At 60.8% G+C, this 24,493-nt stretch carries 21 protein-coding genes; 10 read left to right on the top strand and 11 right to left on the bottom strand.

Annotated elements, in window-relative coordinates; all coding sequences use genetic code 11:
- Positions 1-56 precede the first annotated feature (56 nt).
- Positions 57-515, top strand: a complete 459-nt coding sequence (locus tag AACY45_RS14945) for a DUF4879 domain-containing protein (RefSeq protein WP_339546173.1) — start codon at positions 57-59, stop codon at positions 513-515.
- A gap of 80 nt (positions 516-595) precedes the next feature.
- Positions 596-1,147, top strand: coding sequence for a DJ-1 family glyoxalase III (locus AACY45_RS14940; RefSeq protein ID WP_166591532.1), 552 nt, complete (start codon positions 596-598; stop codon positions 1,145-1,147).
- On the opposite strand, the gene AACY45_RS14935 is transcribed toward AACY45_RS14940, so the two are convergent.
- Positions 1,113-2,396 carry an MFS transporter gene (locus AACY45_RS14935; RefSeq protein ID WP_339546172.1) on the bottom strand — a complete coding sequence of 428 codons (1,284 nt, stop codon included), beginning with the start codon at positions 2,394-2,396 and terminating at the stop codon, positions 1,113-1,115. The two genes, AACY45_RS14940 and AACY45_RS14935, sit on opposite strands and share 35 nt — an antisense overlap.
- 338 nt (positions 2,397-2,734) lie before the next feature.
- Between AACY45_RS14935 and AACY45_RS14930 the strand changes: the two genes are divergently transcribed.
- From AACY45_RS14930 to AACY45_RS14920, 3 genes are read left to right on the top strand one after another with little or no spacing between them, the layout of a single operon-like run.
- On the top strand, positions 2,735-4,174 hold the full coding sequence (locus AACY45_RS14930) for a cytochrome ubiquinol oxidase subunit I (protein ID WP_339546171.1): 1,440 nt from the start codon (positions 2,735-2,737) through the stop codon (positions 4,172-4,174).
- A gap of 3 nt (positions 4,175-4,177) precedes the next feature.
- Positions 4,178-5,185: a cytochrome d ubiquinol oxidase subunit II gene (gene cydB / locus AACY45_RS14925; RefSeq protein WP_339546170.1), complete on the top strand. Its 1,008-nt coding sequence runs from the start codon at positions 4,178-4,180 to the stop codon at positions 5,183-5,185.
- A 53-nt stretch (positions 5,186-5,238) separates the two neighbouring features.
- Positions 5,239-5,406, top strand: a complete 168-nt coding sequence (locus tag AACY45_RS14920) for a DUF2474 domain-containing protein (protein WP_166591528.1) — start codon at positions 5,239-5,241, stop codon at positions 5,404-5,406.
- Between the two features lie 73 nt (positions 5,407-5,479).
- Here the strand turns inward: AACY45_RS14920 and AACY45_RS14915 are convergent, their stop codons facing one another.
- A complete protein-coding gene (locus AACY45_RS14915) occupies positions 5,480-6,604 on the bottom strand; it encodes a methyltransferase (protein ID WP_339546169.1) in 1,125 nt (374 codons plus the stop codon).
- 200 nt (positions 6,605-6,804) lie between these two features.
- Positions 6,805-7,521: a LuxR family transcriptional regulator gene (locus tag AACY45_RS14910; protein WP_339546168.1), complete on the bottom strand. Its 717-nt coding sequence runs from the start codon at positions 7,519-7,521 to the stop codon at positions 6,805-6,807.
- Positions 7,522-7,876: 355 nt separating this feature from the next.
- Here AACY45_RS14910 and AACY45_RS14905 point away from each other — a divergent pair, with 355 nt between their 5' ends.
- Positions 7,877-8,653 (top strand): ferredoxin--NADP reductase, encoded by a 777-nt coding sequence (locus AACY45_RS14905; RefSeq protein ID WP_339546167.1) that lies wholly within the window; start codon positions 7,877-7,879, stop codon positions 8,651-8,653.
- Between the two features lie 43 nt (positions 8,654-8,696).
- Here AACY45_RS14905 and mscL read toward each other — a convergent pair whose 3' ends face one another.
- The gene (mscL, locus tag AACY45_RS14900) at positions 8,697-9,110 is read right to left on the bottom strand and encodes a large-conductance mechanosensitive channel protein MscL (protein ID WP_339546165.1); all 414 of its coding nucleotides are present in this window, start codon (positions 9,108-9,110) and stop codon (positions 8,697-8,699) included.
- 656 nt (positions 9,111-9,766) lie between these two features.
- On the opposite strand from mscL, the gene radA reads away from it, so the two are divergent.
- Entirely contained in the window at positions 9,767-11,134 is a 1,368-nt protein-coding gene (radA, locus tag AACY45_RS14895; RefSeq protein ID WP_095166434.1) for a DNA repair protein RadA, read from the top strand.
- 9 nt (positions 11,135-11,143) lie between these two features.
- Here the strand turns inward: radA and AACY45_RS14890 are convergent, their stop codons facing one another.
- Positions 11,144-11,512: a PilZ domain-containing protein gene (locus AACY45_RS14890; protein ID WP_339546164.1), complete on the bottom strand. Its 369-nt coding sequence runs from the start codon at positions 11,510-11,512 to the stop codon at positions 11,144-11,146.
- Positions 11,513-11,671: 159 nt separating this feature from the next.
- On the opposite strand from AACY45_RS14890, the gene AACY45_RS14885 reads away from it, so the two are divergent.
- The 3 genes from AACY45_RS14885 to yjiA all read left to right on the top strand — a co-directional run bounded on the left by AACY45_RS14885 (position 11,672) and on the right by yjiA (position 15,027).
- Entirely contained in the window at positions 11,672-13,738 is a 2,067-nt protein-coding gene (locus AACY45_RS14885; RefSeq protein WP_339546163.1) for a carbon starvation CstA family protein, read from the top strand.
- 15 nt (positions 13,739-13,753) lie between these two features.
- Positions 13,754-13,951, top strand: coding sequence for a YbdD/YjiX family protein (locus tag AACY45_RS14880; RefSeq protein WP_007895266.1), 198 nt, complete (start codon positions 13,754-13,756; stop codon positions 13,949-13,951).
- A 104-nt stretch (positions 13,952-14,055) separates the two neighbouring features.
- Complete coding sequence (yjiA, locus tag AACY45_RS14875) at positions 14,056-15,027, top strand: GTPase (RefSeq protein ID WP_339546161.1); 972 nt, start codon at positions 14,056-14,058, stop codon at positions 15,025-15,027.
- A 40-nt stretch (positions 15,028-15,067) separates the two neighbouring features.
- On the opposite strand, the gene AACY45_RS14870 is transcribed toward yjiA, so the two are convergent.
- From AACY45_RS14870 to AACY45_RS14845, 6 genes are all read right to left on the bottom strand, one after another.
- Positions 15,068-15,760 carry a GntR family transcriptional regulator gene (locus AACY45_RS14870; RefSeq protein WP_339546160.1) on the bottom strand — a complete coding sequence of 231 codons (693 nt, stop codon included), beginning with the start codon at positions 15,758-15,760 and terminating at the stop codon, positions 15,068-15,070.
- A 42-nt stretch (positions 15,761-15,802) separates the two neighbouring features.
- Positions 15,803-16,507 (bottom strand): FadR/GntR family transcriptional regulator, encoded by a 705-nt coding sequence (locus AACY45_RS14865; protein WP_339546159.1) that lies wholly within the window; start codon positions 16,505-16,507, stop codon positions 15,803-15,805.
- A 67-nt stretch (positions 16,508-16,574) separates the two neighbouring features.
- On the bottom strand, positions 16,575-17,885 hold the full coding sequence (locus AACY45_RS14860) for a C4-dicarboxylate transporter DctA (protein ID WP_339546158.1): 1,311 nt from the start codon (positions 17,883-17,885) through the stop codon (positions 16,575-16,577).
- Positions 17,886-18,166: 281 nt separating this feature from the next.
- On the bottom strand, positions 18,167-18,748 hold the full coding sequence (locus tag AACY45_RS14855; RefSeq protein ID WP_339546157.1) for a hypothetical protein: 582 nt from the start codon (positions 18,746-18,748) through the stop codon (positions 18,167-18,169).
- 238 nt (positions 18,749-18,986) lie between these two features.
- A complete protein-coding gene (gene glyA, locus AACY45_RS14850) occupies positions 18,987-20,240 on the bottom strand; it encodes a serine hydroxymethyltransferase (RefSeq protein ID WP_095166449.1) in 1,254 nt (417 codons plus the stop codon).
- A gap of 152 nt (positions 20,241-20,392) precedes the next feature.
- A complete protein-coding gene (locus tag AACY45_RS14845) occupies positions 20,393-24,241 on the bottom strand; it encodes a sensor domain-containing protein (protein ID WP_339546156.1) in 3,849 nt (1,282 codons plus the stop codon).
- Between the last annotated feature and the right edge of the window lie 252 nt (positions 24,242-24,493).

Genomic DNA, 24,493 nt, shown 5'->3' with positions numbered 1-24,493 from the left:
GATGTTTTGCCATTGAGACGAGTGGGGCATACTGCGCGCTGGTTTCGGGAGCGGTCATGTTTTCTAAAAAGCGCAGGTTGAGTCTGGTGGTGGGCGTGTGTGGCACCCTGTTGTCCGGCATGCAGGTGGCCGAGGCGGCTTCCGCGCCGCCGCTGAGCGAAATCAAGGTGCTCAAGGTCCAGTCGCCGACCTGCGGCATGGAGGACATCAGTCCCGGGCAGGCGCAAACCCACTGTGATCACGAAGGGCCGAACATCAAGATCTACGTGCTGGAGGTCGGTTATGGTCGTTCGCCCCAGGTCGGGCTGGATGGCGCGGACATCGACGGCGAGCGCACCCGGGTGTGTGCCTCTGACAACGGTGACCTGACGGATTGCGCCGGCATGGTCAGCAAGATCGTCGGCTACCTCTATATCTTTGATATGGCCGGCAAGCAGCGTGGCACTTTCACGTTCCGCAATACCTCGATCAACGCGCCCGCCAACAGCCTGTCGACCCAGATCTACATCAAGTAGTGGGCGCTGCTGGGCAGGGGACTTGAACGCCTGTCGGTAAAGGTGACTACGCTTTAAGGATCACCCTGTGGACACTGACCATGACCTTTAGAGCCCTGATTACCCTTGCCGAGGGCATCGACGACCTGCAAAGCGTCACCCTGATCGACGTGCTGCGCCGGGCGAACGTCGAAGTGGTGGTGGCCAGCATCGAGGCGCGGCGCATGCTGACGTGCGCCCGGGGCACACGCCTGACTGCCGATGCGATGTTGGTGGATGTGCTGGCGCAACCCTTCGACCTGATTGTCCTGCCCGGCGGTGCCGTCGGTGGCAAGCACCTGGCCGCCCATCAGCCGTTGCAGCAGTTGCTCAAGGACCAGGCCGCCGCTGGCCGGTTGTTCGCCGCCATCGCCGAATCACCGGCACTCGCCCTTCAGGCTTTCGGCGTGTTGCGCCAGCGACGCATGACCTGCCTGCCCGCTGTCAGCCAACAACTGCTGGGCTGCACCTTCGTCGATCAGCCGGTGGTGGTCGACGGCAACTGCATCACGGCCCAGGGTTCGGCAGCGGCCCTGGCCTTTGCCCTGCAGCTGGTGGAGCAACTGTGCGGCAGGGCGGTCAAGGTTGCGGTGGCGCGGGAACTGCTGGCTTAGCGGCGCTCGTCGAGTCCTTGGGCGCCTCCACTGGCACATGCATGCGATCACGCTGGGCCAGGGTGGGGAACAGCTTGATCCAGGTCCCGGTGACCAACAGCGTGCCGACACCACCCATCACCACCGCCGGCACGGTGCCGAACCAGTGCGCCGTCAGGCCGGACTCGAACTCACCCAACTGATTCGACGCGCCGATGAACAAGCCGTTCACCGCGCTGACCCGGCCGCGCATTTCATCCGGGGTTTCCAGTTGCACGAAAGACGCGCGGATCACCATGCTGATCATGTCCGCCGCCCCCAGCACCACCAGCACCGCCAACGAGAACCAGAATGACGTCGACAGGCCAAAGGCTATGGTCGCCACGCCGAACACGCCGACGGCGGTAAACATCACCCGCCCCACTTGGCGCTCCACGGCAAACCGCGCCAGCCAGAGTGACATCAACAGGGCGCCCACTGCCGGTGCCGAGCGCAGCAACCCCAGGCCCCATGGCCCGGTCAGCAGGATGTCCTTGGCGAACACCGGCAGCAGCGCGGTGGCGCCGCCCAGCAGTACGGCGAACAGGTCCAGGGAGATCGCCCCGAGAATGTCCGGGCGACTGCGGATGAAGCGAACACCGGCCAGCAGTGAATCCAGGGTGGCCTTGCCTTTGTTCAGCGGGGTTTGCCGCGCGGGCAGGTTGAGCATCAGGGTGCAGGCGATGACGTACAAGAGCACCGTTGGCCCGTAGACCCAGACGCTGCCAAAGGCATAGAGCAGGCCGCCGAGGGCCGGGGCGACGATGGTGGCCGACTGTTGCGCCGACTGGGCGGCCGCCACCGCGCGTGGGAACAGGGCGGTGGGCACGATGCTGGGCAGCAGGGCCTGGGTGGTGGGCAACTCGAACGAGCGGGCGGCCCCCAGCAGGAACGCGAGGATGAAGATCAGTTCACGGGTCACCTGGTCGGTGGCGCTGCCGATGGTCAGGGCCAGGGCAATCAACGCCTGCAAGGACTGGCAGAGGGCGGCGACCTTGCGCCGGTCATAGCGGTCCGCCACATGCCCGGTGTGCAGCATGAACAGCACCCGCGGGGCGAACTCCACCAACCCGACCAAGCCCAGGTCCAGCACGTTGCCAGTGAGTTGGTAGAGGTTCCAGCCAATGGCCACGGTGAGCATCTGGAAACCGCTGGCGGTGAAAATCCGCGCCAGCCAGAACCCAAGGAAAGGGCGCTGATGGCGTAACAGCAAAGGCTCTGGGTTGGGCATCGGCGGACAGGTCCGGTGGGGAAAGGCCTGAGCCTATCATCAAGCTGTAACAAAAGGTTGCGGAGGTCGCCAGGAAGGGAGCGCCAGGGTCCTGAGGCAACCTGTCACGCGGCAATCGACCACACGCTCTGTCGGTGGAAATGCGACTACTCTTTGATCGTTGCTTGATCCAGATCAAAGCCCCCGGAGGATTTGTTCTGGCGGCCAGATGGCCAGACTCCCTACGTTGTGATGATGGTAAAAAAAGAACGAATTCGAATTCGCCACACTCCATATCCGTGGGGGCGGTGGGTGCAGGCCACAAGCCTGTAGCCGTATTACCTGACAGAGGAAGACTTATGTTCGGTTTGGAGGCACTTGATCTCGCCCGAATTCAGTTCGCGTTCACCATCTCATTCCACATCCTGTTCCCGGCGATCACCATCGGCCTGGCGAGTTACCTGGCGGTGCTCGAAGGCCTGTGGCTGAAAACCAACAACAACACCTACCGTGACCTCTACCATTTCTGGTCGAAGATCTTTGCCGTCAACTTCGGCATGGGGGTCGTCTCCGGCCTGGTCATGGCCTACCAGTTCGGCACCAACTGGAGCCGTTTCTCGGACTTCGCTGGCTCCGTCACCGGGCCGCTGCTGACCTATGAAGTGCTCACGGCATTCTTCCTCGAGGCGGGTTTCCTCGGCGTCATGTTGTTTGGCTGGAACAAGGTGGGACGCAGGCTGCACTTCTTCGCCACGGTCATGGTGGCGATCGGCACGCTGATCTCGACGTTCTGGATTCTCGCCTCCAACAGCTGGATGCAGACCCCGCAGGGTTACGAAATCATCAACGGCCAGGTCATCCCGGTGGACTGGTTTGCGGTGATTTTCAACCCGTCGTTCCCCTATCGCCTGATGCACATGGCCACTGCCGCCTTTGTCGCGACCGCGTTCTTCGTCGGTTCGTCGGCGGCCTGGCACCTGCTGCGCGGTCGCGACAACCCGGCGATCCGCACCATGTTGTCGATGGCCATGTGGATGGCGTTGATCGTCGCGCCGATCCAGGCGGTGATCGGTGACTTCCACGGGCTCAACACCCTCAAGCACCAACCGGCGAAAATCGCCGCGATCGAAGGGCACTGGGAAAACCATGGCGACGAACCGACGCCGCTGATCCTGTTCGGCTGGCCGGACATGAAGGAAGAGCGGACCAAGTACGCGGTGGAAATTCCGTACCTGGGCAGCCTGATCCTGACCCACTCGCTGGACAAGCAGGTGCCGGCGCTCAAGGAGTTCCCGCCGGAAGATCGGGCGAACTCGACCATCGTGTTCTGGTCGTTCCGGATCATGGTCGGCCTGGGCCTGCTGATGATCTTCACCGGCCTGTGGAGCCTGTGGCTGCGCAAGCGTGACCGGCTGTACTCGAACCGTGCGTTCCTGTACCTGACCCTGTGGATGGGGCCTTCGGGCCTGATCGCGATTCTTGCGGGCTGGTTCACGACGGAAATTGGGCGCCAGCCGTGGGTGATCTACGGGGTGATGCGCACCGCCGATGCCTCCTCCGGGCACAGCGTGGTGCAGATGAGCATTACCCTGGCGTTGTTTGTGGTGGTGTATTTCTCGCTGTTCGGTGTGGGCCTGGGCTACATGATGCGCCTGGTGCGCAAGGGGCCCACGCTCAACGAAGGGGCCGAACCGAGCCACGGTGGTCCTGGTCAGCAACGCACGCCGGCCCGTCCGCTTTCCGCTGCCGATGACGGCACTGAAGGTGACCACAGCGACAGCCTGAACAAGGGGAATTGAGTCATGGGTATTGATCTTCCACTGATCTGGGCCGTGATCATCATCTTCGGCATCATGATGTACGTGGTCATGGACGGCTTCGACCTGGGGATCGGGATTCTTTTCCCGTTCATCAAGGGCAAAAGCGACCGTGACGTGATGATGAACACCGTTGCCCCGGTCTGGGACGGTAACGAAACCTGGCTGGTGCTGGGGGGCGCCGCGTTGTTCGGGGCCTTCCCGCTGGCTTATTCGGTGGTCCTCTCGGCCTTGTACCTGCCGTTGATCCTGATGCTGATCGGCCTGATCTTTCGCGGCGTGGCCTTCGAGTTCCGCTTCAAGGCCAAGGACGACAAGGTGCACGTCTGGGACAAGGCGTTTATCGGTGGCTCGATCACCGCGACTTTCTTCCAGGGCGTGGCCCTCGGTGCGTTTATCGATGGCTTCAAAGTGGTCGACCGGCAGTTTGCCGGCGGCTCCCTGGACTGGCTGACGCCGTTCACCCTGTTCTGCGGTGCGGCGCTGGTGGTGGCGTATGCGCTGCTGGGGTGCACCTGGTTGATCATGAAGACCGAAGGTAAGCTGCAGGAGCAAATGCACAACCTGGCGCGGCCGCTGGCGTTCGTGTTGTTGGCGGTGATCGGTATCGTCAGTCTCTGGACGCCGCTGACCCATGCCGAGATTGCGGCACGCTGGTTCACCCTGCCTAATCTGTTCTGGTTCCTGCCGGTGCCGATCCTGGTGCTGGTGACCATGTACGGATTGCTGCGCGCGGTGGCCCGCAATGCCCACTACACCCCGTTCCTGTTGACCCTGGTGCTGATCTTCTTGGGCTACAGCGGGCTGGGCATCAGCCTGTGGCCGTACATCGTGCCACCATCGATCACTATCTGGGACGCTGCCGCACCGCCGCAAAGCCAGGGTTTCATGCTGGTCGGCACGCTGTTCATCATTCCGTTCATCCTGGGCTACACCTTCTGGAGCTATTACGTGTTCCGCGGCAAGGTGACCCATGAGGACGGCTACCACTAGACGCACGACGGCGCCCTGACCGGCGCCATCTCCCCCAACCGAGGACCTGAGCAATGGCCGATAAACATTCTCTGCAGGAAATCGAAGAGGCTGAAAAGAAGCCGCTGTGGCACCGGCTTGGCTGGCTGGCCGGGATCTGGGTCGGTAGCGTGCTGGCGCTGTTCGTGGTCGCCAGCCTGATGCGCCTGTTCATGAACGCCGCCGGCTTGAGTACCCACTGAACACCGGACTTCCCATCCCGTTGCCTTGCGGCACGGATTTATAACCCTCCGCTGGAGGGTTTTTTTTGGCCGGTTACTTGCGTGCTTTGAGGATCACGAACTTTGGCGTGGCCGCGACTTGCTCGACGCCACGGAACAGGCGCGCCAGTTTGCTGTGATAGCCCAGGTGCCGGTTGCCGACAATGTACAGGGCGCCGCCCACGACCAGGGCTTCGCGTGCCTGCTGGAACATGCGCCAGGCCAGGAAGTCGCCCACCACCTGTTGCTGGTGGAACGGTGGATTGCACAGCACCACGTCCAGCGACTGCGGCTCTTGCCCGGCCAGGCCATCGCCGGCGCGCACGGTCACTTCGCGCTGGCCTAGCGCAGCCTGCCAGTTTTCAGCCGCCGACTGCACGGCCATGAACGATTCGTCGACCAGGGTGTACTGGGCGTCGGGGTTGTTCAGGGCGCTGGCAATGGCCAGCACGCCGTTGCCGCAGCCCAGGTCGGCGACCCGTGCCTGGCCGAGGTTGCTCGGCAGATGGGGGAGAAAGGCCCGGGTCCCGATGTCCAGGCCTTCACGGCAGAACACGTTGGCGTGATTGAGCAGTTCGATCGCCGGTTGATCGAGACGATAGCGCGATGGGTAGGGTGAAACGGCCGCAGGTCGGCCATCCGGGGTGGCGATCAGCAATCGGGCCTTCTTCACCGCCAACGAGGCCTGCATCGGGCCGACATAACGTTCCAGCAGTTCACCGGCTGCCCGCGGCAGATGCTTGATCATGGCCGCGGCAATCACTTGAGCGCCGGGCGCCAATTGCCCTTGCAAGCGAATCAACTGCTCCTCCAGCAAGGCCAGGGTCTTGGGCACACGAATCAGCACCCGATCGAACGGGCCGAGCAGCGGGGCGCTGGCGGGCAACACCGTGACGGCATCAAACGGCAGGCCATTGCGCACCAGGTTCTTTTCCAGGGCCAGGGCGGCGAGAAACGAATCACCGCTGCTGGTGAGCGCCACCTTGCCGACCAGGCTTGCCGCCAGGGCGCCAAAGCTGTCGTTGAGCACCAGGACCCGAGTGCTCGCCGCGGGCTGCTGTTCGGCCAGATGACTGAGCAGGTACTCATCTGCGGCATCGAAGGCTTGCAGCGGTTCGTTGGGCTGTTCCGGCTGGCGAATCAGGTCGAGTTGAGCGAAGGGACTTTCGAGCAGGGGCATGGGGCGGGGACTCTGGATAATCAACGAATGTCCCGCGGGTCTGCATGGGGTGAGGCGGGCGGGACCGTCTGAGTGGACTGCGGCGCGTGAATGGGGCGTCGTCACTCAGAACGGAGCAAATGGTACGTTTTTTTCGGCGCGAATACTCGTCGGTTTTCCTCGCTGTGCAAGGTTCATTTACTGGGCGGTCCGCTCAACGTTCAGATCATGCGTGATCTGGCGGCCTTCACCACGGCCGAGATCTTATTGTTCACCCCCAGCTTCTTGATCGAACTGCAGACGTGGAAATTCACCGTACGCTCGCTGAGGCTCAGAATGGTGGCAATGTCCGAGGCGGTCTTGCCATCCGCCGACCATTTCAAGACTTCGATTTCACGCGGCGACAGATGGTTCACGTTCACACAGGGCGGGTGCTGGCAGGAGAACCGGTGCATCGCCAGGGTGTGCAGCGTGTGACTGATGAAAACTGCATAGCCGAGGTGTTCGTAAAGCTCGAACGAGCTGACCTGGCAATGACTGCGGGCCATGCTGAGCATGCTGATACTTGGACCGTTCGGGTCATGCGTCGGTTGTGACCAGCCGTACTGCAAGCCTTGCTCCACCAAGGCCTCCCAGAGAGCGGGAGCCTGTGCAAACGTCTGACGGCTCCAGACGATGGGCAGCATGGATTTGTGGCAATGTGCTACTGTTGGGTCGATGGAACTGTAGTGGTTTTTTTCATACTCGGTGTTCCAGCCGTTGGGGTAGTTGTTAAGGTTAACGCTGTCGAAACGTTGACCTGCTGAATGTGCAGTCAACGAGAATGCACAATATTCATAACCCATGCTATTGAAGAAGTTCAGAGCGATTTTGTAGGCTGCGTCGATGTTTGATTCTGTCGCCAGTTTCCTTAGCTGGGTTTCCTTCCAGATATCCATTGAAAAAATCTCCCAATTCCTGACTGTGAAAGTGCTGGGTACCTCCAAAAACCAGCAGAAAACAGTGTAGGATATGTCCCACATTGAGCGTGCGACTTTTTTGCTCTTGCCGGAGGCGAAAAGCAACTAATTAGTTATGTGTTGCTCGGTCGAGTTGATGTTCGGTTTTACTGTTCTGCTGTTTGGTATTTAAGTGGTTGGGATTCGTAGATTTTCTATGTCTTAAACATCAGTTCCTAAGTTATTAACTATCTGGTGGGTGTTGTCGTACGCGGGGCAATAACACTACAAATCAACGGTGTTTCTTCGCCTGGCTTTGCGGGACACTGGGCCCATCAGACCCACGGAGCCCCTCATGAGCGCCAGCGAAGAGAAATTCACCCGTCAGACCTTGCTCGATGTGCAGCCGTTGACCCCCAGCCTGTTCACCCTGCGTACCACCCGCGACGCGGGTTTTCGGTTCCGGGCCGGGCAGTTTGCGCGCCTGGGGGTGACCAAGGCTGACGGCAGCACGGTGTGGCGGGCCTATTCCATGGTGTCTTCGCCCCACGACGAGTTTCTCGAGTTCTTTTCGATTGTCGTGCCGGGTGGTGAGTTCACCAGCGAGCTCAGTCGTTTGAACGTGGGCGATACCTTGCTGGTCGACCGGCAGGCCTTTGGATATCTGACCCTGGATCGATTTGTCGATGGGCGTGATCTGTGGTTGTTGTCCACCGGTACCGGGATCGCGCCCTTCTTGTCGATCCTGCAGGACTTCGAGGTCTGGGAGAAATTCCAGCGGATCATTCTGGTGTACAGCGTGCGCGAGGCCCGGGAACTGGCGTATCAGGCGTTGATCGCCGGTTTGGCTGGGCGTGATTATCTGGCGGAGCACGCCCACAAGCTGCAGTTCATTGCCACGGTGACACGCGAGCAGCATCCGGGGGCGTTGCAGGGGCGGATCACTCACCTGCTTGAAACGGGTGAGCTGGAGCGGGCCGCGGGGGTGCAGATGACCGCGCAGCACTCGCGCGTGATGTTATGCGGCAACCCGCAAATGATCGACGACACGCGCAACCTGCTGAAGCAGCGTGACCTGCAATTGAGCCTGAGTCGGCGCCCCGGCCAGGTCGCGGTGGAAAACTACTGGTAAAAGAACGGCGCCCTGGGGCGCCGTTCTTTCTTCCGGCAAAGCCTCAGGGCTTGCTGTTCTGCGCTTTGAGCAGGTCGCGGATCTCCTCCAGCAGCTCCTCTTCCTTGGTCGGAACCGGCGGCAGGCTTGGCGCCACGGCCTCTTCGCGCTTCAGTCGGTTGATGGCCTTTACGCCCATGAAAATCGCGAATGCGACGATCACGAAGTCGATGATGCTCTGGATGAATTTACCGTAGGCCAGCATCACGGCCGGGGCCTCACCCTGTGCCGCTTTCAGGGTAACCGCCAGGTCCCCGAAGTCCACCCCACCGATCAGCAGGCCGATTGGCGGCATGATTACGTCACCGACGAAGGACGTTACGATCTTGCCGAACGCCGCGCCGATGATGATGCCCACGGCCATGTCGACCACATTCCCTTTGACCGCGAAGGCCTTGAACTCACTTATCACGCCCATTGGTTATTCCTTGTTACAGATGAGGTTGGTGAACGCAGTGTAATTCACCAAAACGGGTCTTGCTCGACCCAAGTGCTTGGGTTGCAAGCCACTATCGACCCGAGAGGTGGCAAAAAGTTTACAAAATGCCATCAATCACGGGGCGGGGAGGCCGCAGCCAACGATCGAGCGGCCGATACGCAGCACGGTTCTTGCTTAGTTCTGAGAGTGACTAAGGTTGCGATGAGTTGGGCCTGAATGCGCTTTTATTGACGTCAAAATATCGTCTTGGTGTTCAATGCTGGTAATAAGGGCGGGTCTGTTTGGTGCATAGGGCGCGTGCCCCTATGTTGCATATCAATGTGCAGCTGTTCGGTGGCTAAGTTGTACAAGACACTTCTTGTTTTCCAAGCTGTGTACAACTTATGGGTGAGTGTTCGAAAGGCGTTACCTCGAAGTCGACACATTGCGCTTTAGTTAACTGGCGATAGTGTAATTGCTCTGTTGCGTTGGTCGTGTCGTATAGCAAGGTGCATAACGGGGACGCGCAGAGCACAACTTTCAAGTGCGTATGACTGTGGCCTTGGCGCAAAAACCTGTACGAAACCACGGCCGTCGCCCTTGCGTACTGAAACTCGCCGGCTGAGTTATCATCGCGGTTTTTTCCCGGAGTTCAGATGGCCAAGGCAAAGCGCATGTACGGCTGCACCGAGTGCGGATCGACCTTCCCCAAATGGGCGGGCCAATGCGGTGAGTGCGGGGCCTGGAACACCTTGACCGAAACCATGGTGGAGAGTGGCGGTGCCGCCGCCCCCAGTGGGCGTACTGGCTGGGCCGGGCAACAGGCACAGATCAAGACCCTGGCCGAAGTCAGTGTCGAGGAAATTCCACGCTTCTCCACCGCCTCCGGCGAGCTGGACCGAGTACTGGGTGGCGGCCTGGTTGACGGCTCCGTGGTGCTGATCGGCGGTGATCCGGGGATCGGCAAGTCGACCATTCTCCTGCAGACCCTGTGCAACCTCGCTACCCGCATGCCGGCCCTCTATGTCACCGGCGAGGAGTCACAGCAGCAAGTGGCCATGCGCGCCCGCCGCCTGGGCTTGCCCCAGGATCAACTGCGGGTCATGACCGAAACCTGTATCGAAACCATCATCGCCACGGCGCGGGTGGAAAAACCCAAAGTGATGGTGATCGACTCGATCCAGACCATTTTCACCGAACAGCTACAGTCGGCGCCCGGCGGCGTGTCCCAGGTGCGCGAAAGCGCGGCGCTGCTGGTGCGCTATGCGAAGCAAAGTGGTACGGCGATTTTCCTGGTGGGCCACGTGACCAAGGAAGGCGCACTGGCGGGGCCCAGGGTCCTGGAGCACATGGTCGACACCGTGCTGTATTTCGAAGGCGAGTCCGATGGCCGCCTGCGGCTGCTGCGGGCGGTGAAGAACCGTTTTGGCGCGGTCAACGAGTTGGGGGTTTTCGGCATGACCGACAAGGGGCTGAAAGAAGTCTCCAACCCGTCGGCGATTTTCCTGACCCGGGCCCAGGAAGAGGTGCCGGGCAGTGTGGTCATGGCCACGTGGGAAGGCACCCGTCCCATGTTGGTGGAAGTCCAGGCGCTGGTGGATGACAGCCATCTGGCCAATCCGCGCCGGGTAACCCTGGGCCTGGATCAGAACCGGCTGGCCATGTTGCTGGCGGTCCTGCACCGTCATGGCGGCATTCCAACCCACGACCAGGATGTGTTCCTCAACGTGGTGGGTGGGGTCAAGGTGCTGGAAACCGCTTCGGACCTGGCGTTGATGGCGGCCGTGATGTCCAGCCTGCGCAACCGGCCGTTGCCCCACGATCTGCTGGTCTTTGGCGAGGTCGGTCTGTCGGGGGAGGTACGCCCGGTGCCCAGTGGCCAGGAGCGCTTGAAGGAAGCGGCCAAGCACGGCTTCAAGCGTGCGATCGTACCCAAGGGCAACGCGCCGAAGGAAGCGCCGGCAGGGTTGCGAATCATTGCCGTGACCCGCCTGGAGCAAGCGCTCGACGCGTTATTCGAGTAACCCCGGTGCTCACGTTTTGATCAGGGCACCCAGCTCGCGCTCCAGTTTCTGCGGGTCACCGAGGTTGAGTTCGACCAGTCGGCGCAAGCTGCTGATGGACTCCAGGCTGATGTAGCGACAGACAAAGCCCAGTTGCTTGTGCTCTTCGTGGGTCAGTTGTACGTCCATGCGGATTTCGGTTTCTTCACTCAAGTGAATGTCCACCGAAAAGATCCGGTTGCGGTCACCCAGCCAGGGCTCCGGGCGTTGCACCAGCAGGCCCTTGAGCGACAGGTCGAGCAGTTTCACCGGCCAGCGGTGGTTACCCTGGCTCAGTTCGGTTCGGGCGTCGAATGCGATTCGCCGGAAACGACGGCGATTGCCAGCGTGGGTGCTCATGGTGCAGTTCCTCCGCGAATGGGCTGACTATAGACCCGCATCCGTCAGTGCTGCCACTCAAGGCGAGGCTCTAGACCAATGTCGGGGTATGGCCTTTGGCGAAATCGGCGCTAAACTCGGGGTGGCTGTCTCTCAAGTCCACCTGGCTGGAATAATAAAATGAAAAATAATAATAGCCTGCTACGCCACTTACCCTGGCTGCTGCTGGCAATCGTAGGAGCGTGCGCCCTAGGGGTAGTGGCATTGCGACGGGGTGAGGCGATCAACGCCTTGTGGATTGTGGTCGCGGCAGTGGCCATTTATCTGGTCGCGTATCGTTACTACAGCCTGTTCATCGCAACCCATGTGATGCAGCTCGACCCACGGCGGGCCACCCCCGCAGTACTCAACAATGACGGTCTGGACTATGTGCCGACCAACAAACACATTCTGTTCGGTCACCACTTTGCCGCAATTGCCGGTGCAGGCCCCTTGGTCGGCCCGGTGCTGGCCGCGCAGATGGGCTATTTACCCGGCACGCTGTGGCTGATTGCCGGCGTGGTGCTGGCGGGTGCCGTCCAGGACTTCATGGTCCTGTTCATGTCCACCCGACGCAACGGCCGTTCCTTGGGGGACATCGTCCGCGAAGAAATGGGCCGCATCCCCGGCACCATCGCGCTGTTTGGCTGCTTCCTGATCATGATCATCATCCTTGCGGTGCTGGCGCTGATCGTGGTCAAGGCCCTGGCCGAAAGCCCATGGGGCATCTTCACGGTGATGGCGACCATCCCGATCGCGATGTTCATGGGCATCTACATGCGCTACGTCCGCCCGGGTCGCATTGGCGAAATCTCGGTGATCGGCGTGTTGCTGCTGCTGGGCTCCATCTGGCTGGGCGGGCAGATTGCCGCTGACCCGGTCTGGGCCAAGGCTTTCACCTTCACCGGGATCGAGATTACCTGGATGCTGGTGGGCTACGGTTTTGTCGCGGCATCGTTGCCGGTGTGGCTGATTCTGGCACCCCGTGACTACCTGTCTACCTTCCTCAAGATCGGCACCATCATTGCCCTGGCCATTGGCATCCTGGTGACCATGCCAGAGCTGAAAATGCCGGCGCTGACCCAGTTCATCGATGGCACGGGCCCGGTGTGGAAGGGCGGTCTGTTCCCGTTCCTGTTCATCACCATCGCCTGTGGCGCGGTCTCGGGTTTCCATGCGCTGATCTCTTCGGGCACGACACCCAAGCTGCTGGATAACGAAACCAACGCCCGCTACATCGGTTACGGCGGCATGCTGATGGAGTCCTTCGTGGCCATCATGGCCATGGTCGCCGCCTCGGTCATCGAGCCTGGCGTGTACTTCGCCATGAACAGCCCGGCCGCCGTGGTGGGCAGTGATGTCGTCAGCGTGGCGCAAACCGTCAGCAGTTGGGGGTTCGCGATTACCCCGCAAGCCCTGCAAGCGGTGGCCCATGACATCGGCGAAACCACCATCCTGGCGCGCGCCGGCGGTGCACCGACCCTGGCGGTCGGTATTGCGCAGATCCTGCACAGTGTCCTGCCCGGTGAAAACACCATGGCGTTCTGGTACCACTTTGCGATTCTGTTCGAGGCGCTGTTCATCCTGACGGCGGTGGACGCCGGTACCCGTGCCGGACGATTCATGCTGCAGGACCTGCTCGGCTCTTTCGTGCCGGCCCTCAAGCGCACCGAGTCCTGGACGGCCAACCTGATCGCGACAGCCGGTTGTGTGGCGATGTGGGGCTGGTTGCTGTATCAGGGCGTGGTCGATCCGCTGGGCGGGATCAACACCTTGTGGCCGCTGTTCGGTATCTCCAACCAGATGCTGGCCGGGATCGCGCTGATGCTTGCCACCGTCGTGCTGATCAAAATGAAGCGCCAGCGCTACATCTGGGTCACCATGTTGCCGGCGGTCTGGTTGCTGATCTGCACCACCACCGCAGGCTTCATCAAGCTGTTCGATGCCAACCCGGCGATTGGCTTCCTGTCCCTGGCCAAGAAGTACAGCGATGCCCTGGCCAACGGTCAGGTTCTCGCCCCGGCCAAGGACATCGCGCAGATGGAGCACGTGATCTTCAACGCCTACACCAACGCAACGCTCACCGTGCTGTTCCTGTTCGTGGTCTTCAGTATCCTGTTCTATGCGCTCAAGGTCGGTATTGCCGCCTGGGGCCACAAGGAACGTACGGATAAAGAATCGCCCTACCAGGCCCTGCCGGATGCGTAAGAGAGGATTGCACCTGTGTTCAATGACCTGAGTCGCCTCGGTAAGTACCTCGGTCAGGCCGCGCGCCTGATGGTCGGCATGCCCGACTACGACAACTATGTCGAGCATATGCAAACCAAACACCCGGACAAGCCGGTGATGAGCTACGAGATGTTCTTCCGGGAACGCCAGGAAGCTCGTTACGGCGGCAAGGGTGGGCCCAAGTGCTGTTGAAGCACGAACTGTAGGAGCAAGGCTTGCCCGCGATGGCGATTTTTTGAACGCCATCACGGGCAAGCCTTGCTCCTACAGTTTTATCCGCGTACGGAGATTTTCTTTTGCCTGCCCCCATTCCAGTCACCATCCTCAGCGGCTTTCTCGGCGCGGGTAAAACCACGCTGTTGCGCCACCTGCTCAAAGCCGAGCATGGCCTGAAGATCGCGGTCATCGAAAACGAATTCAGCGATGCCGGTATCGACACCCAGTTGCTGGGCGACGAGCCGGTGCAGGTGATGACGCTGTCCAATGGCTGCGTCTGCTGCACCATCCACACCGACTTGACCAAAGCCCTGTACCTGCTGCTTGAGCGTCTGGACAGCGGCGAGATCACCTTTGATCGCCTGGTGATCGAGTGCACCGGCCTGGCCGACCCAGCTCCCGTGGCTCAAACCTTCTTTATCGATGAAGAGTTGCGCGAGCGTTATATCCTCGACGGCATCATCACTCTGGTGGATGCGGCGCACGCCGACGTGCACCTGACCCAGACCATTGCCCAGGCCCAGATCGGTTTTGCCGACCGCTTGCTGGTCAGCAAACGCGACCTGGTGGACGAGGCAACCTTCACGGCGTTGAGCGAGCGCCTGACCCGAATCAATCGCCGGGCACCGATCCGCCTGGTCGAACACGGCAAGATCGACCTGGCCGAGTTGCTCGATGTGCGCGGCTTCAATCTCAATGCCGACCTCGGCGGCGGGGTCAGCTTGCGCCCGGTGAGCAAGGCGCCCTCAATCGACCGCATCTCCAGCCTGGTGCTGCGCAGCGATCAGGCGCTGGATATCGACCGGCTCAGCGAGTTCATGAACGAGTTGCTGGAAGAGCACGGTAAACAACTGCTGCGCTACAAAGGCGTGTTGAATATCGCCGGCGAATCGCGGCGCATGGTGTTTCAGGGCGTGCTGAAGCTGTATGGCTTCGACTGGGACACTGAATGGGCCGACGATGAGGCGCGCGAAAGCGTAATCGTGTTCATTGCCGATGATTTGCCCGAAGAAAAAATTCGCGCAGGATTTGCCCGGGTGGCCGCTTCCTGAGGCCTTGGGCCTTGCCCGTGGCAAGCCCCCCACGCTGCCATCAGGTGTTCAGCAACAGCCCTTGCAGGTCATCCAGGTGACGGTTGATCAAGGTCTCGGCCATCCGTGTATCCCCGCGCTCGACGGCCTCGACCAACGCTTGGTGTGCCTGCCAGGTACCGTCGGCGAGGATTGGTGCCTGCCCCTGAGCCAGTGCCAGGGAGGTCAGCGGCACCAGGCGCTCGAGAAACTGCGCCAGGGGCGCGTTGCCTGCCACGACCGCCAATTGCAGGTGAAACTCACCGGACAAGCGAATGGCCGCCGCCCGTTGGTTCTGCTGCAGACACTGGCGTTCACGTTCGACCCATTGGCGTAACTGCGGTAAGTGGCGGGAGGCTGGCTGCTGGCAAGCCAGACGCGCCAGGGTGGTTTCCGCCAATCGCCGGGCGTGGAGAATCTGCCGGGTCTGTTCGGCATCGGGTGCAGCCACCTGCGGGCGATGATTGGGGCGCAGAATCACGACCTGCTGGTGGGCCAGGCGCTCCAGGACCTGGCGTATGACGCTGCGGCTGGCCCCGAAGCGCTGGCTCAGGCTTTCTTCGGTAAAACGTTGGGCCTTGGCGACAGGGTGTTCGAGAATGGCGTCGAACACCTGGGGGTAGACATCGTCGATGCAGCGCAGTTGTTCCCGCTGGCGGCGGGGCGGGGTGACAGAAATCGAGAAAGCGGGATTCTTCAAGGCGCAGGAAGTCATGGCCTGTCTCCAGTCCGGTTGCCGGTAAGGGGTCTACTGCCGTTATTTGCCCAGGTTGTCGTCCGGGATGTTCAACTCAATGCCCATCCGCTGGCCTTCGCGAAGGATGTGCCGGCGCATTTCGGCGCTGGCCAGGGCACTGTTCTTGTTGCGGATGGCACGCACCACCGCTTCGTTTTCCTGCAGGCGTTCGGCCAGGTGTTCGGGTGAGTTGCGCAGCATCTCGGCGCTCTCCTTGAGGGCGTTGCTGGTCTGCTGCACGACGTTCTGGAAGATCGGGTTGGACGTCAGGGTGAACAGTTCTTCGTGGAAGGCGATGTAGGCGTTCATTCCGGCTTCGCTGTCATTGGCGTCGAGGGCTTCGCGCATGTCCATCAGCGTCAGGCGCAGTTGGCCGATTTCCTTGCTGCTGATGGACTGGGCCACCAGGCCGACAATGAACGGCTCAAGGGTGTAGCGCAGTTGCAGGACATCTTCGAGGCTGGCGCTGGCCACGCCGTTGTCGCTGATGGGCGTCTCACTGAGGTTGGCTTCCAGTACCACCACCCCTTTGCCGGGCATGGAGCGCACCAGGCCGAGGGTTTCCAGGACGATCACCGCTTCGCGCAGGCTGGGGCGACTGATCCCCAACTGTTCAGCCAGTTCGCGTTGCCCGGGCAGCATCTCGCCCGAGCGCCACTGCCCGCGCGCCAAGGCGCTGCGAAGCTTTTCAACCACTGAATTTACCACTGTCGACGAGGTGATCACTGTTCGCTCCATGAGATTGGCTGGGGTGCTGATTGTTGTGCCTGTCTGGGACAGGCACAAGGCTCGGTCAAAATTCTTGCTGCTGGGTGGCCGCTGATTTACGGGGCTGGAAGCTGTAGCCCTGCTGGCCGGCCAGGACTTTGTTGGCACGCTGGATATCGATGTCTTTTTCCCAGCGTGCGATGGCTACCGTGGCGACGCAGTTGCCGATCAGGTTGGTCAGCGCCCGGCCGATGCCCATGAACCAGTCGACCGCCAGGACCAGCACCAGGCCGACCACCGGAATGGCCGGGATCGCGGTCAGTGTGGCCGCAAGGATCACCAGCGCCGAGCCGGGAATGCCGTGGGCGCCCTTGGAGGTGATCAGCGAGACCAGCAGGATGGTCAGCAAATCACTCATGGCCAGCGGAGTACCGGTGGCGTTGGCAATAAACACAATGGCCAGGGTCAGGTAGATCGAGAAACCGTCGAGGTTGAACGAGTAACCCGTGGGAATCACCAGGCCAACCGTCGAGCTGCCGATGCCCAGGTGCTCGAGCTTGCGCATGATTTGTGGCAGCACGGCGTCGGAGGAGGCCGTACCCAGGACAATCAGCAGCTCTTCGCGCAGGTACTTGAGGAACGGCAGCATCCGCAGGCCGCTCAGGCGCATCACCAGGCCCAGGATCAACGCCACGAACGCGACGCAGGTCAGGTAGAACAGGCCGATCAGGCTGCCAAGGTGCTGCAGCGAGTCCAGGCCATATTTGCTGGTGGTGAAGGCAATCGCACCGAATACGCCGATCGGCGCCAGGCGCACGATCATGCCCATGATGCGGAAGATCACATGGCTCAGTTCGTTGATCAGTCGCGAGATCCCCGACGCCGACTCGCCGACCAGGTTCAGTGCACTGCCGAACAGCACCGAGAACAGCAGCACCTGGAGGATATTGTTGTCGGCAAATGCGCCGATCACCGAGGTCGGAATCAGGTCCATGAGGAACTGGGTGGTGGTGTGGATGTGCTCGCCACGCTGGGCGATGTCGCCCATGTCACTGGCGGAAAGCTGATCCAGGTGAATGTTCGCGCCGCTGCCGATCCCGGTGCTGAAGGCGAACACCAGGCCGATCACCAGGGCGATGGTGGTCAGCACTTCGAAGTAGATCACCGACTTCAGGCCAATGCGTCCGACCTTCTTCAGGTCGCCGGCACCGCTGATACCGCTGACCACCACGCAGAACACAATCAGGCCAATGAGCATCTTGATCAGCTTGATGAAACCATCGCCGAGCGGTTTGAGCTGGGCCGAGTATTCGGGAAGGGTCAGCCCGCAGACGATGCCGAGCACCAGTCCGAGAACCACTTGGAGGAAGATTGAACGCGAGCACCATCTGAGCATGGGAGGGATCCTGATCGGTGTCCTGGCTGCCGTGCGCTGTGCGCCTCAGATTCAGGACTTAATTATTGTGGTCTTACCGGTATGTCCAGTGCAGGCGCAGTCTAGGCGCTGATTTTGGTAGGTCGCAAGCGAAATTTGCAAAATTGGCATGACCGGTCTTACCAGTTTGGCGCAATACCCCGGCCTTGAGCGGTTACCGGAAATGTTTTTTTTGCAGAGGTTGAGGCTGCCCTGAAAGGCAGCCTGCGGGCCACATGATTAAAGTCGCGCTTTGATGTTTTTTAGATGTTGATGTGCGGCTCAAAGGGCGCTTGAGGGACTTTTCTTTCGAGGATGCTCAGGATGAAAGTTATCTTCGAGCGCTCTTCTGTTTTGCCAAGATAAACATAGGGCGAGCCGTTTAGTTTAAGTCCGCCTACGTAATGTTTTTCTTTTGTCTTGAGTGAGATCGGCGAGTGAGTGTCCGGCAAGTTATCCAGTGTCACGGGTTCGCCTTGAGGGTTGAGCAGTATAAAAGTTGTTGGTTCGTCAGTGTATGTATTCATGCCTTCGAAAGTGTCCAGCGCGTTCTCGGTGATGATCCGATTGTAATGCGCTCCGTTATTTTTGATTGTAAGTATGTAGCCGTCAGGGGTATGCAGAAAGTGCAGTTTCAAGCTCGTTACCTCACCGATCTGCTCGTTGGGCCGTATGCCGAGCATGTGGGAGTGGTCCTGGGTCTGCGGTTTGCCTGTGTAAAAGCCGCCGCTGAACAGACGTATCGTGGCCAGCGCCGGTTTGCCATGGAGCACTTCAAGAACATTCACTTTATGGTCAAACATTCTCAGTGTTGCGATAAAGGATTTTTCTATATTGCCATTCATAATCTAACCCGTTCGTGGTTTTATTGGTTGAAGCGGGTTTTAGATTAAGGTGTTTTTTTAAGTGTTCGGGGGTGCGAGTGTTGCAAGAGTTTTGGTTGGTCAGTGGTGATGGGCTTCGGAGTGAGACTTGAGCAATTGATTGATGTGTCTTGCTGATGTTTGTCGCTCATTAAGCGCCAGGCAATAAAAAACCGGTCATCTCTGACCGGTTTTTATTACTGCGCATTAGTGGGGCTGATTAAGCGCCGTATACCGGCAGCTTCTTGCAGATAGCTTTTACTTTTTCACGAACAGCGTCGATTACCGCTTCGTTGTTCAGGTCTGCCAGGATGTCGCAGATCCAGCCGGCCAGTTCCTTGCACTCGGCTTCCTTGAAACCACGAGTGGTCACAGCCGGGGTGCCGAAGCGAAGACCGGAGGTGACGAACGGGGAGCGTGGATCGTTCGGTACCGAGTTCTTGTTCACGGTGATGAACGCTTTGCCCAGAGCGGCGTCGGCGTCTTTGCCGGAGATTTCCTGCTTGATCAGCGACAGCAGGAACAGGTGGTTTTCGGTACCGCCGGAGACCACGTCAAAACCGCGCTCGATGAACACGCTGGCCATGGCCTGGGCGTTTTTCACCACTTGTTGCTGGTAGGTCTTGAACTCAGGTTGCAGCGCTTCCTTGAAGCAGATCGCTTTAGCGGCGATCACGTGTTCCAGCGGGCCACCCTGGGCGCCCGGGAATACTGCGGAGTTCAGCTTCTTCTCGATGTCGGCGTTGGCGCGAGCCAGGATCAGGCCGCCACGTGGACCGCGCAGGGTCTTGTGGGTAGTGGTGGTCACTACGTCAGCGAATGGCACTGGGTTCGGGTAGACGCCTGCAGCGACCAGACCGGCCACGTGAGCCATGTCGACGAACAGGTAGGCGCCAACCTTGTCAGCGATTTCGCGGAAGCGCGGGAAGTCGAGGATCTGCGAGTAGGCAGAGAAACCGGCCACGATCATTTTTGGCTTGTGCTCGACTGCCAGGCGCTCGACTTCGTCGTAGTCGATCAGGCCGTTGGCGTCGATGCCGTACTGGATGGCGTTGTACAGCTTGCCGGAGGACGAAACGCTGGCACCGTGGGTCAGGTGACCACCGTGGGCCAGGCTCATGCCCAGGATGGTGTCGCCAGCCGACAGCAGGGCCAGGTAAACGGCGCTGTTGGCCTGGGAACCGGCGTGCGGTTGAACGTTGGCGTAATCGGCGCCGAACAGTTCTTTTGCACGGTCGATGGCCAGTTGCTCAACCACGTCGACGAATTCGCAACCGCCGTAGTAGCGCTTGCCTGGGTAACCTTCGGCGTACTTGTTGGTCAGTACCGAGCCTTGAGCTTCCATCACCGCTGGGCTGGTGTAGTTCTCCGAAGCGATCAGCTCGATGTGTTCTTCCTGGCGCTGAGCTTCTTGCTCCATGGCGGCAAAAAGGTCGGCGTCGTACTTGGCAATGGTCAAATCACGGCTGAACATGGCGGTCCTCAAGGATCGGGGGGGCAGAAAAGGGAGGCATTCTAACTCAATGGGTTTTGTCTGGCATATGAAACGACATCATGTCGCAGACAAGTGGCATTCATGCACGGATCGGCGGTGATTGTGCCGGCTCTATCGCGAGTCAACCCATCTCAATCCAGCATGAACAACGCATCATTGCTGAACTGCGCTTCAAAGCGCGCCGCGGGCATTGGCCTGCCGAACAGATAGCCTTGCACCTCGTCGCAATCATGCTCGCGCAGGAACTCCAACTGCTCATGGGTTTCCACACCCTCGGCGATCACCGCCAGGTTCAGGCTGTGGGCCATGGCAATGATCGCCCGGGCAATCTGTGCATCCTGCTCGCCTGACGGCAGGCCGTCGACGAAGGTGCGGTCGATTTTCAGCACATCGATCGGGAACTGCTTCAGGTAGTTGAGCGAGGAGTAACCCGTGCCGAAGTCGTCGACCGCGATGCTCAGGCCGAGGTTCTTCAGGCCGGCGAGGATCTGCATGGCCTCGCTGACTTCGCGCATCAGGATACTTTCGGTCAGCTCCAGCTCCAGGCAGGCCGGCGCCAGGCCTGTGTCCTTGAGGATGGTGGCGATGCGGGTGCCGAGCTGGCCATCGGAGAATTGCCGCGCGGAAATGTTCACCGAGACCTTCGGCACGCGCACCTGCGCCTGGTGCCATAGCTTGAGTTGCTGACAGGCCTCGCGGATCACCCAGTCACCGACGTCCACCACCAGCCCGAGTTCTTCCAGTACCGGAATGAAGTCCCCCGGTGGCACCAGCCCGCGGCGCGGATGCTGCCAGCGCAGCAGGGCTTCGGCCCCGGTCAGGCGTTTGCCGTCGCCACTGAACTGCGGCTGGTAGTACAGCACGAACTCATTCTGTTCGAGGGCGTGGCGCAGGTCGCTTTCCAGTTCCAGGCGCTCCAGGGCGCTGGCGTTCATCTCCGCCTGGTAGAACTGGAAGTTGTTCTTGCCGCGCTCCTTGGCGTGGTACATCGCCGTGTCGGCGTTTTTCATCAACTGGCTCAGTTCGTTGCCGTCCTGCGGGCTCAGGGCAATGCCGATACTGGCCGTCACAAAGAACTCACGGCCTTCCAGGACAAAGGGCTTCACCAGGCTGGCGAGAATCTGCTCGGCGACATGAATCGCCCGGTTCAGCGCCAACTCGCGGGTGGCGCGCGGTTGCAGCAGCAGGGTGAACTCGTCGCCGCCCATGCGGGCCACGGTGTCATCGTCGTCGACGCAGCCGAGCAGGCGGGTGGCCATGTCCTTGAGCATGCGATCACCGGCGGCGTGGCCCAGGGAGTCGTTGATCGGTTTGAAGCGGTCCAGATCCAGAAACATCAGCACCACCCAGGACTTGTGCCGCTGTGCCATTTGCAGGGCCGTGTGCAGGCGGTCCTGGAACAGGGTGCGGTTGGGCAGGTGAGTCAGGGCGTCGTAGTAGGCGAGGCGGTGAATCCGCTGCTCGCTGGCCTTGCGCTCGCTGATGTCGCTGAAGAAGCACACGTAGCTGGCCAGGTCGCCTTCGTCATCGAGCACGGCGGTGATGCCGACCCAGGCCGGGTAATGCTCGCCGTTGCGGCGCTTGAGCCAGATTTCACCTTCCCAGCTGCGGTGCTGGTGCAGTTGCTTGAGGATGTAGCCCAGGTGGGCTTCCTGCTGCTCATCGACGGTCAACATGTTCGGCAGTTGGTCGAGGACCTGGGACACGGCATAACCACTGACACGGCTGAAGGCTTCGTTGGCCTGCACGATGTAGCCAGCGGGGTCGGTGATCAGGATCGCCGACGTCGAGTGTTCGAACACCGTGGCGGCCATGCGCAGGTCTTTTTCCGCGCGCCGCTGCTGGCTGATGTCGCGACCGACCCCCAGCACGCCTTCGAAGGCGTCGTGCTCGTCCCACACCAGCACCAGCCGCAGCTCGATGGGGATCTTGCGGCCATCGGCGCGCAGGCAGTCGAACAGGAACAGTTGGGTCTGCACCTGGCTGCGCAGTTGCGCCAGTTGCTCGGGCTGGTTCAAGGCCCGGCTGACCCGGTCCATCAGGCTGTAAATGCCGGTCAATTGCTGCGGGTTGGCGACAATGGACTGCCAGCCGTTCTGGAAGATCCAGTGCGCGTCATAGCCGAGCACGGCCTGCACCGACGGGCTGACGTAGTTCAGCGCCAGCCTGTTGTTGGTGGAGAAGATCACGTCGCTGATGCTTTCGGCGAGCATGCGGTAGCGCTGTTCGCTGTCGCGCAGCGATTCGCTGGCTGCGATCTGGTCGGTGATGTCCTTGGCCACGCCGATGATCCGTGTGACTTGTTCGTCTGCATCCCGGGCCAGCGCCTGCTCGCGCACTTCAAAGCAACGCCACTGGCCGTCGCGGTGGCGAAAGCGCAGTGGGCACTGGCGCAGTTGGCGATAACCGGCCTGGCGTTGTTCCTGGCGCAGGCGGTGGTAGAGCTCGGCATCTTCCGGGTGCAGCAGGATCTCCCAGAAGTACTCGCCCATCTGGTGCAGTTCGGACTTGTTGTAGCCCAGGGTCTGCCCCAGGTGGTGGTTGCTGAAGATCATGCGCTGGCTGAGCACATCCTGGACGTACAGGTGATCGGGCACGGTGCGCACCACGTCCGACCAGAAGCCTTCGCGCTCCAGCAGCGACAGCTCCACCAGCTTGCGGCTGGTGATGTCGTTGATGCTCAGGATCACCGCGCGGTAGTCCTGTTGCTCCTGGGGCAGGCGCAGGACCAGCCACAGGTGCTGATCCTGGCCCTGGCCGTCCTTGAGCTTGATTTCCAGCTCCAGTTGGCTCTTCTGGTTGAGCACGGCCTCCAGCAGCGCGGCGCCAATGCTGTTGTCGTCCGCAGGCCGGCCTTCGATCAGCAGTTGCCAGGCCTGCGCGCAGGACTGCACGCCCAGCAGGTGCAAGGCCACCTGGTTGACTTCGGTGATGCGCAATTCCTGCAGCAGGGGCTGGCGTTGTTCGTCACTGTCCAGGGCGGCACGCAGCGCTTTGCTGTTGTGTACCCGGGTTTTGTCGAAGGCGCCCTGGAGTCCCGACAAATCCAGTACGCACAGCGCAACACCGGTGCCGTCGAAAATATCCTGATAACGCCTGCGACCTTCATGCAGTTGGTGCTGGCGGCGGCGCATGCTCAATAGGGCGATGAACGGTAGCAGGGACAGCGCCAGCCCCAACAGGCATTTACCGATGAAGGCCGGCAGCAGTTCCTCGATGACCCGCTGGCGGTCGAACAGGCCGCGCAGTTGCCAGTCGCTGCTGCTCAGCGGCACGGTCAGCACGGTGTTGGCCTGGTCCTGCGGGGTTAGCAGGCTCGGCTGGGCCGAGGGCTGCAGGTCTTCACGGCTGATGATTTGATGGTTGATGCGGTTTTCCACCAGCCACCGCGGACGCAGGGCGCTTTCGCTCTGCTTGGCCAGGCCTGCAAAAAAGCTCGGCCGCAGGCGCAGGGCCCAATAGCCGCGAGTGCTGCCGCTGGCCTGGTGCAGCAGTAGATGCACCACCGAGCCGTCATTGGCGTTGCTGAAGTAGTGCGCCTGGGCGTGACTGCGCCTGACCAGTTCGCTCAGGTAGTCGGCATCCGGGGTGGTGTTGGCGCTGTCATTGAGCACCTTGCCCGAGGGGCTGAGCAGCGCCACGCTGAGTAGATCCGGCAGGGACTGCTGCAGTTTGCGCAACAGGGCCTGTTGTTGCTCATTGGTTTGCGGTTGTTCGACGATCGGTAGCAGATTGAGCGAGATCTGCGCATTCAGCGCCATGTTCAGGCTGACTTGTGCGGCCAGGTCGGCCGTGTAGTCGATGGTGTGCTGGCGCTGGTCTTTCTGGGTTTCGTGCAACTGATCGAGCAATTGCCAGAACAGCAGTCCGAGCAACAGCAGGACCAGCATTGCCAAGGCGCCTTTGAGGGTCCCGCGCAGGGGCGATCCGGTCGCAGGGGTCAGTGCGCGCACGGAGGGAGGCGGAGTGGCATTGGACAATCTGGAATCCTGCGGTGGGGCTGGACTGGCGCGACGTGCACTATAAGCCTGACGCCCGAAGGGCGGCTAGCATGCCTTGAGTTGTGGCAAAGTGCCAGTCCCGTCCGGCTGGACGGGTATGCCGCATTGAGGTAGCTTTGCCGGTTACGCAGGGCGTTCCAGCCCCAGACATTCAGGCTTTTTTACGCAAGCAGGCATCGACCCCCCCGGTCCATGCCCGCGCCGCGCATGGCCTGACACGGGCTTGGCCCG

Origin of the sequence: Pseudomonas sp. RA_35y_Pfl2_P32, from assembly GCF_963970735.1 — a bacterium.
Taxonomy (GTDB): Bacteria; Pseudomonadota; Gammaproteobacteria; order Pseudomonadales; family Pseudomonadaceae; genus Aquipseudomonas.
This window is presented reverse-complemented; position numbering and strand designations above follow the sequence as displayed.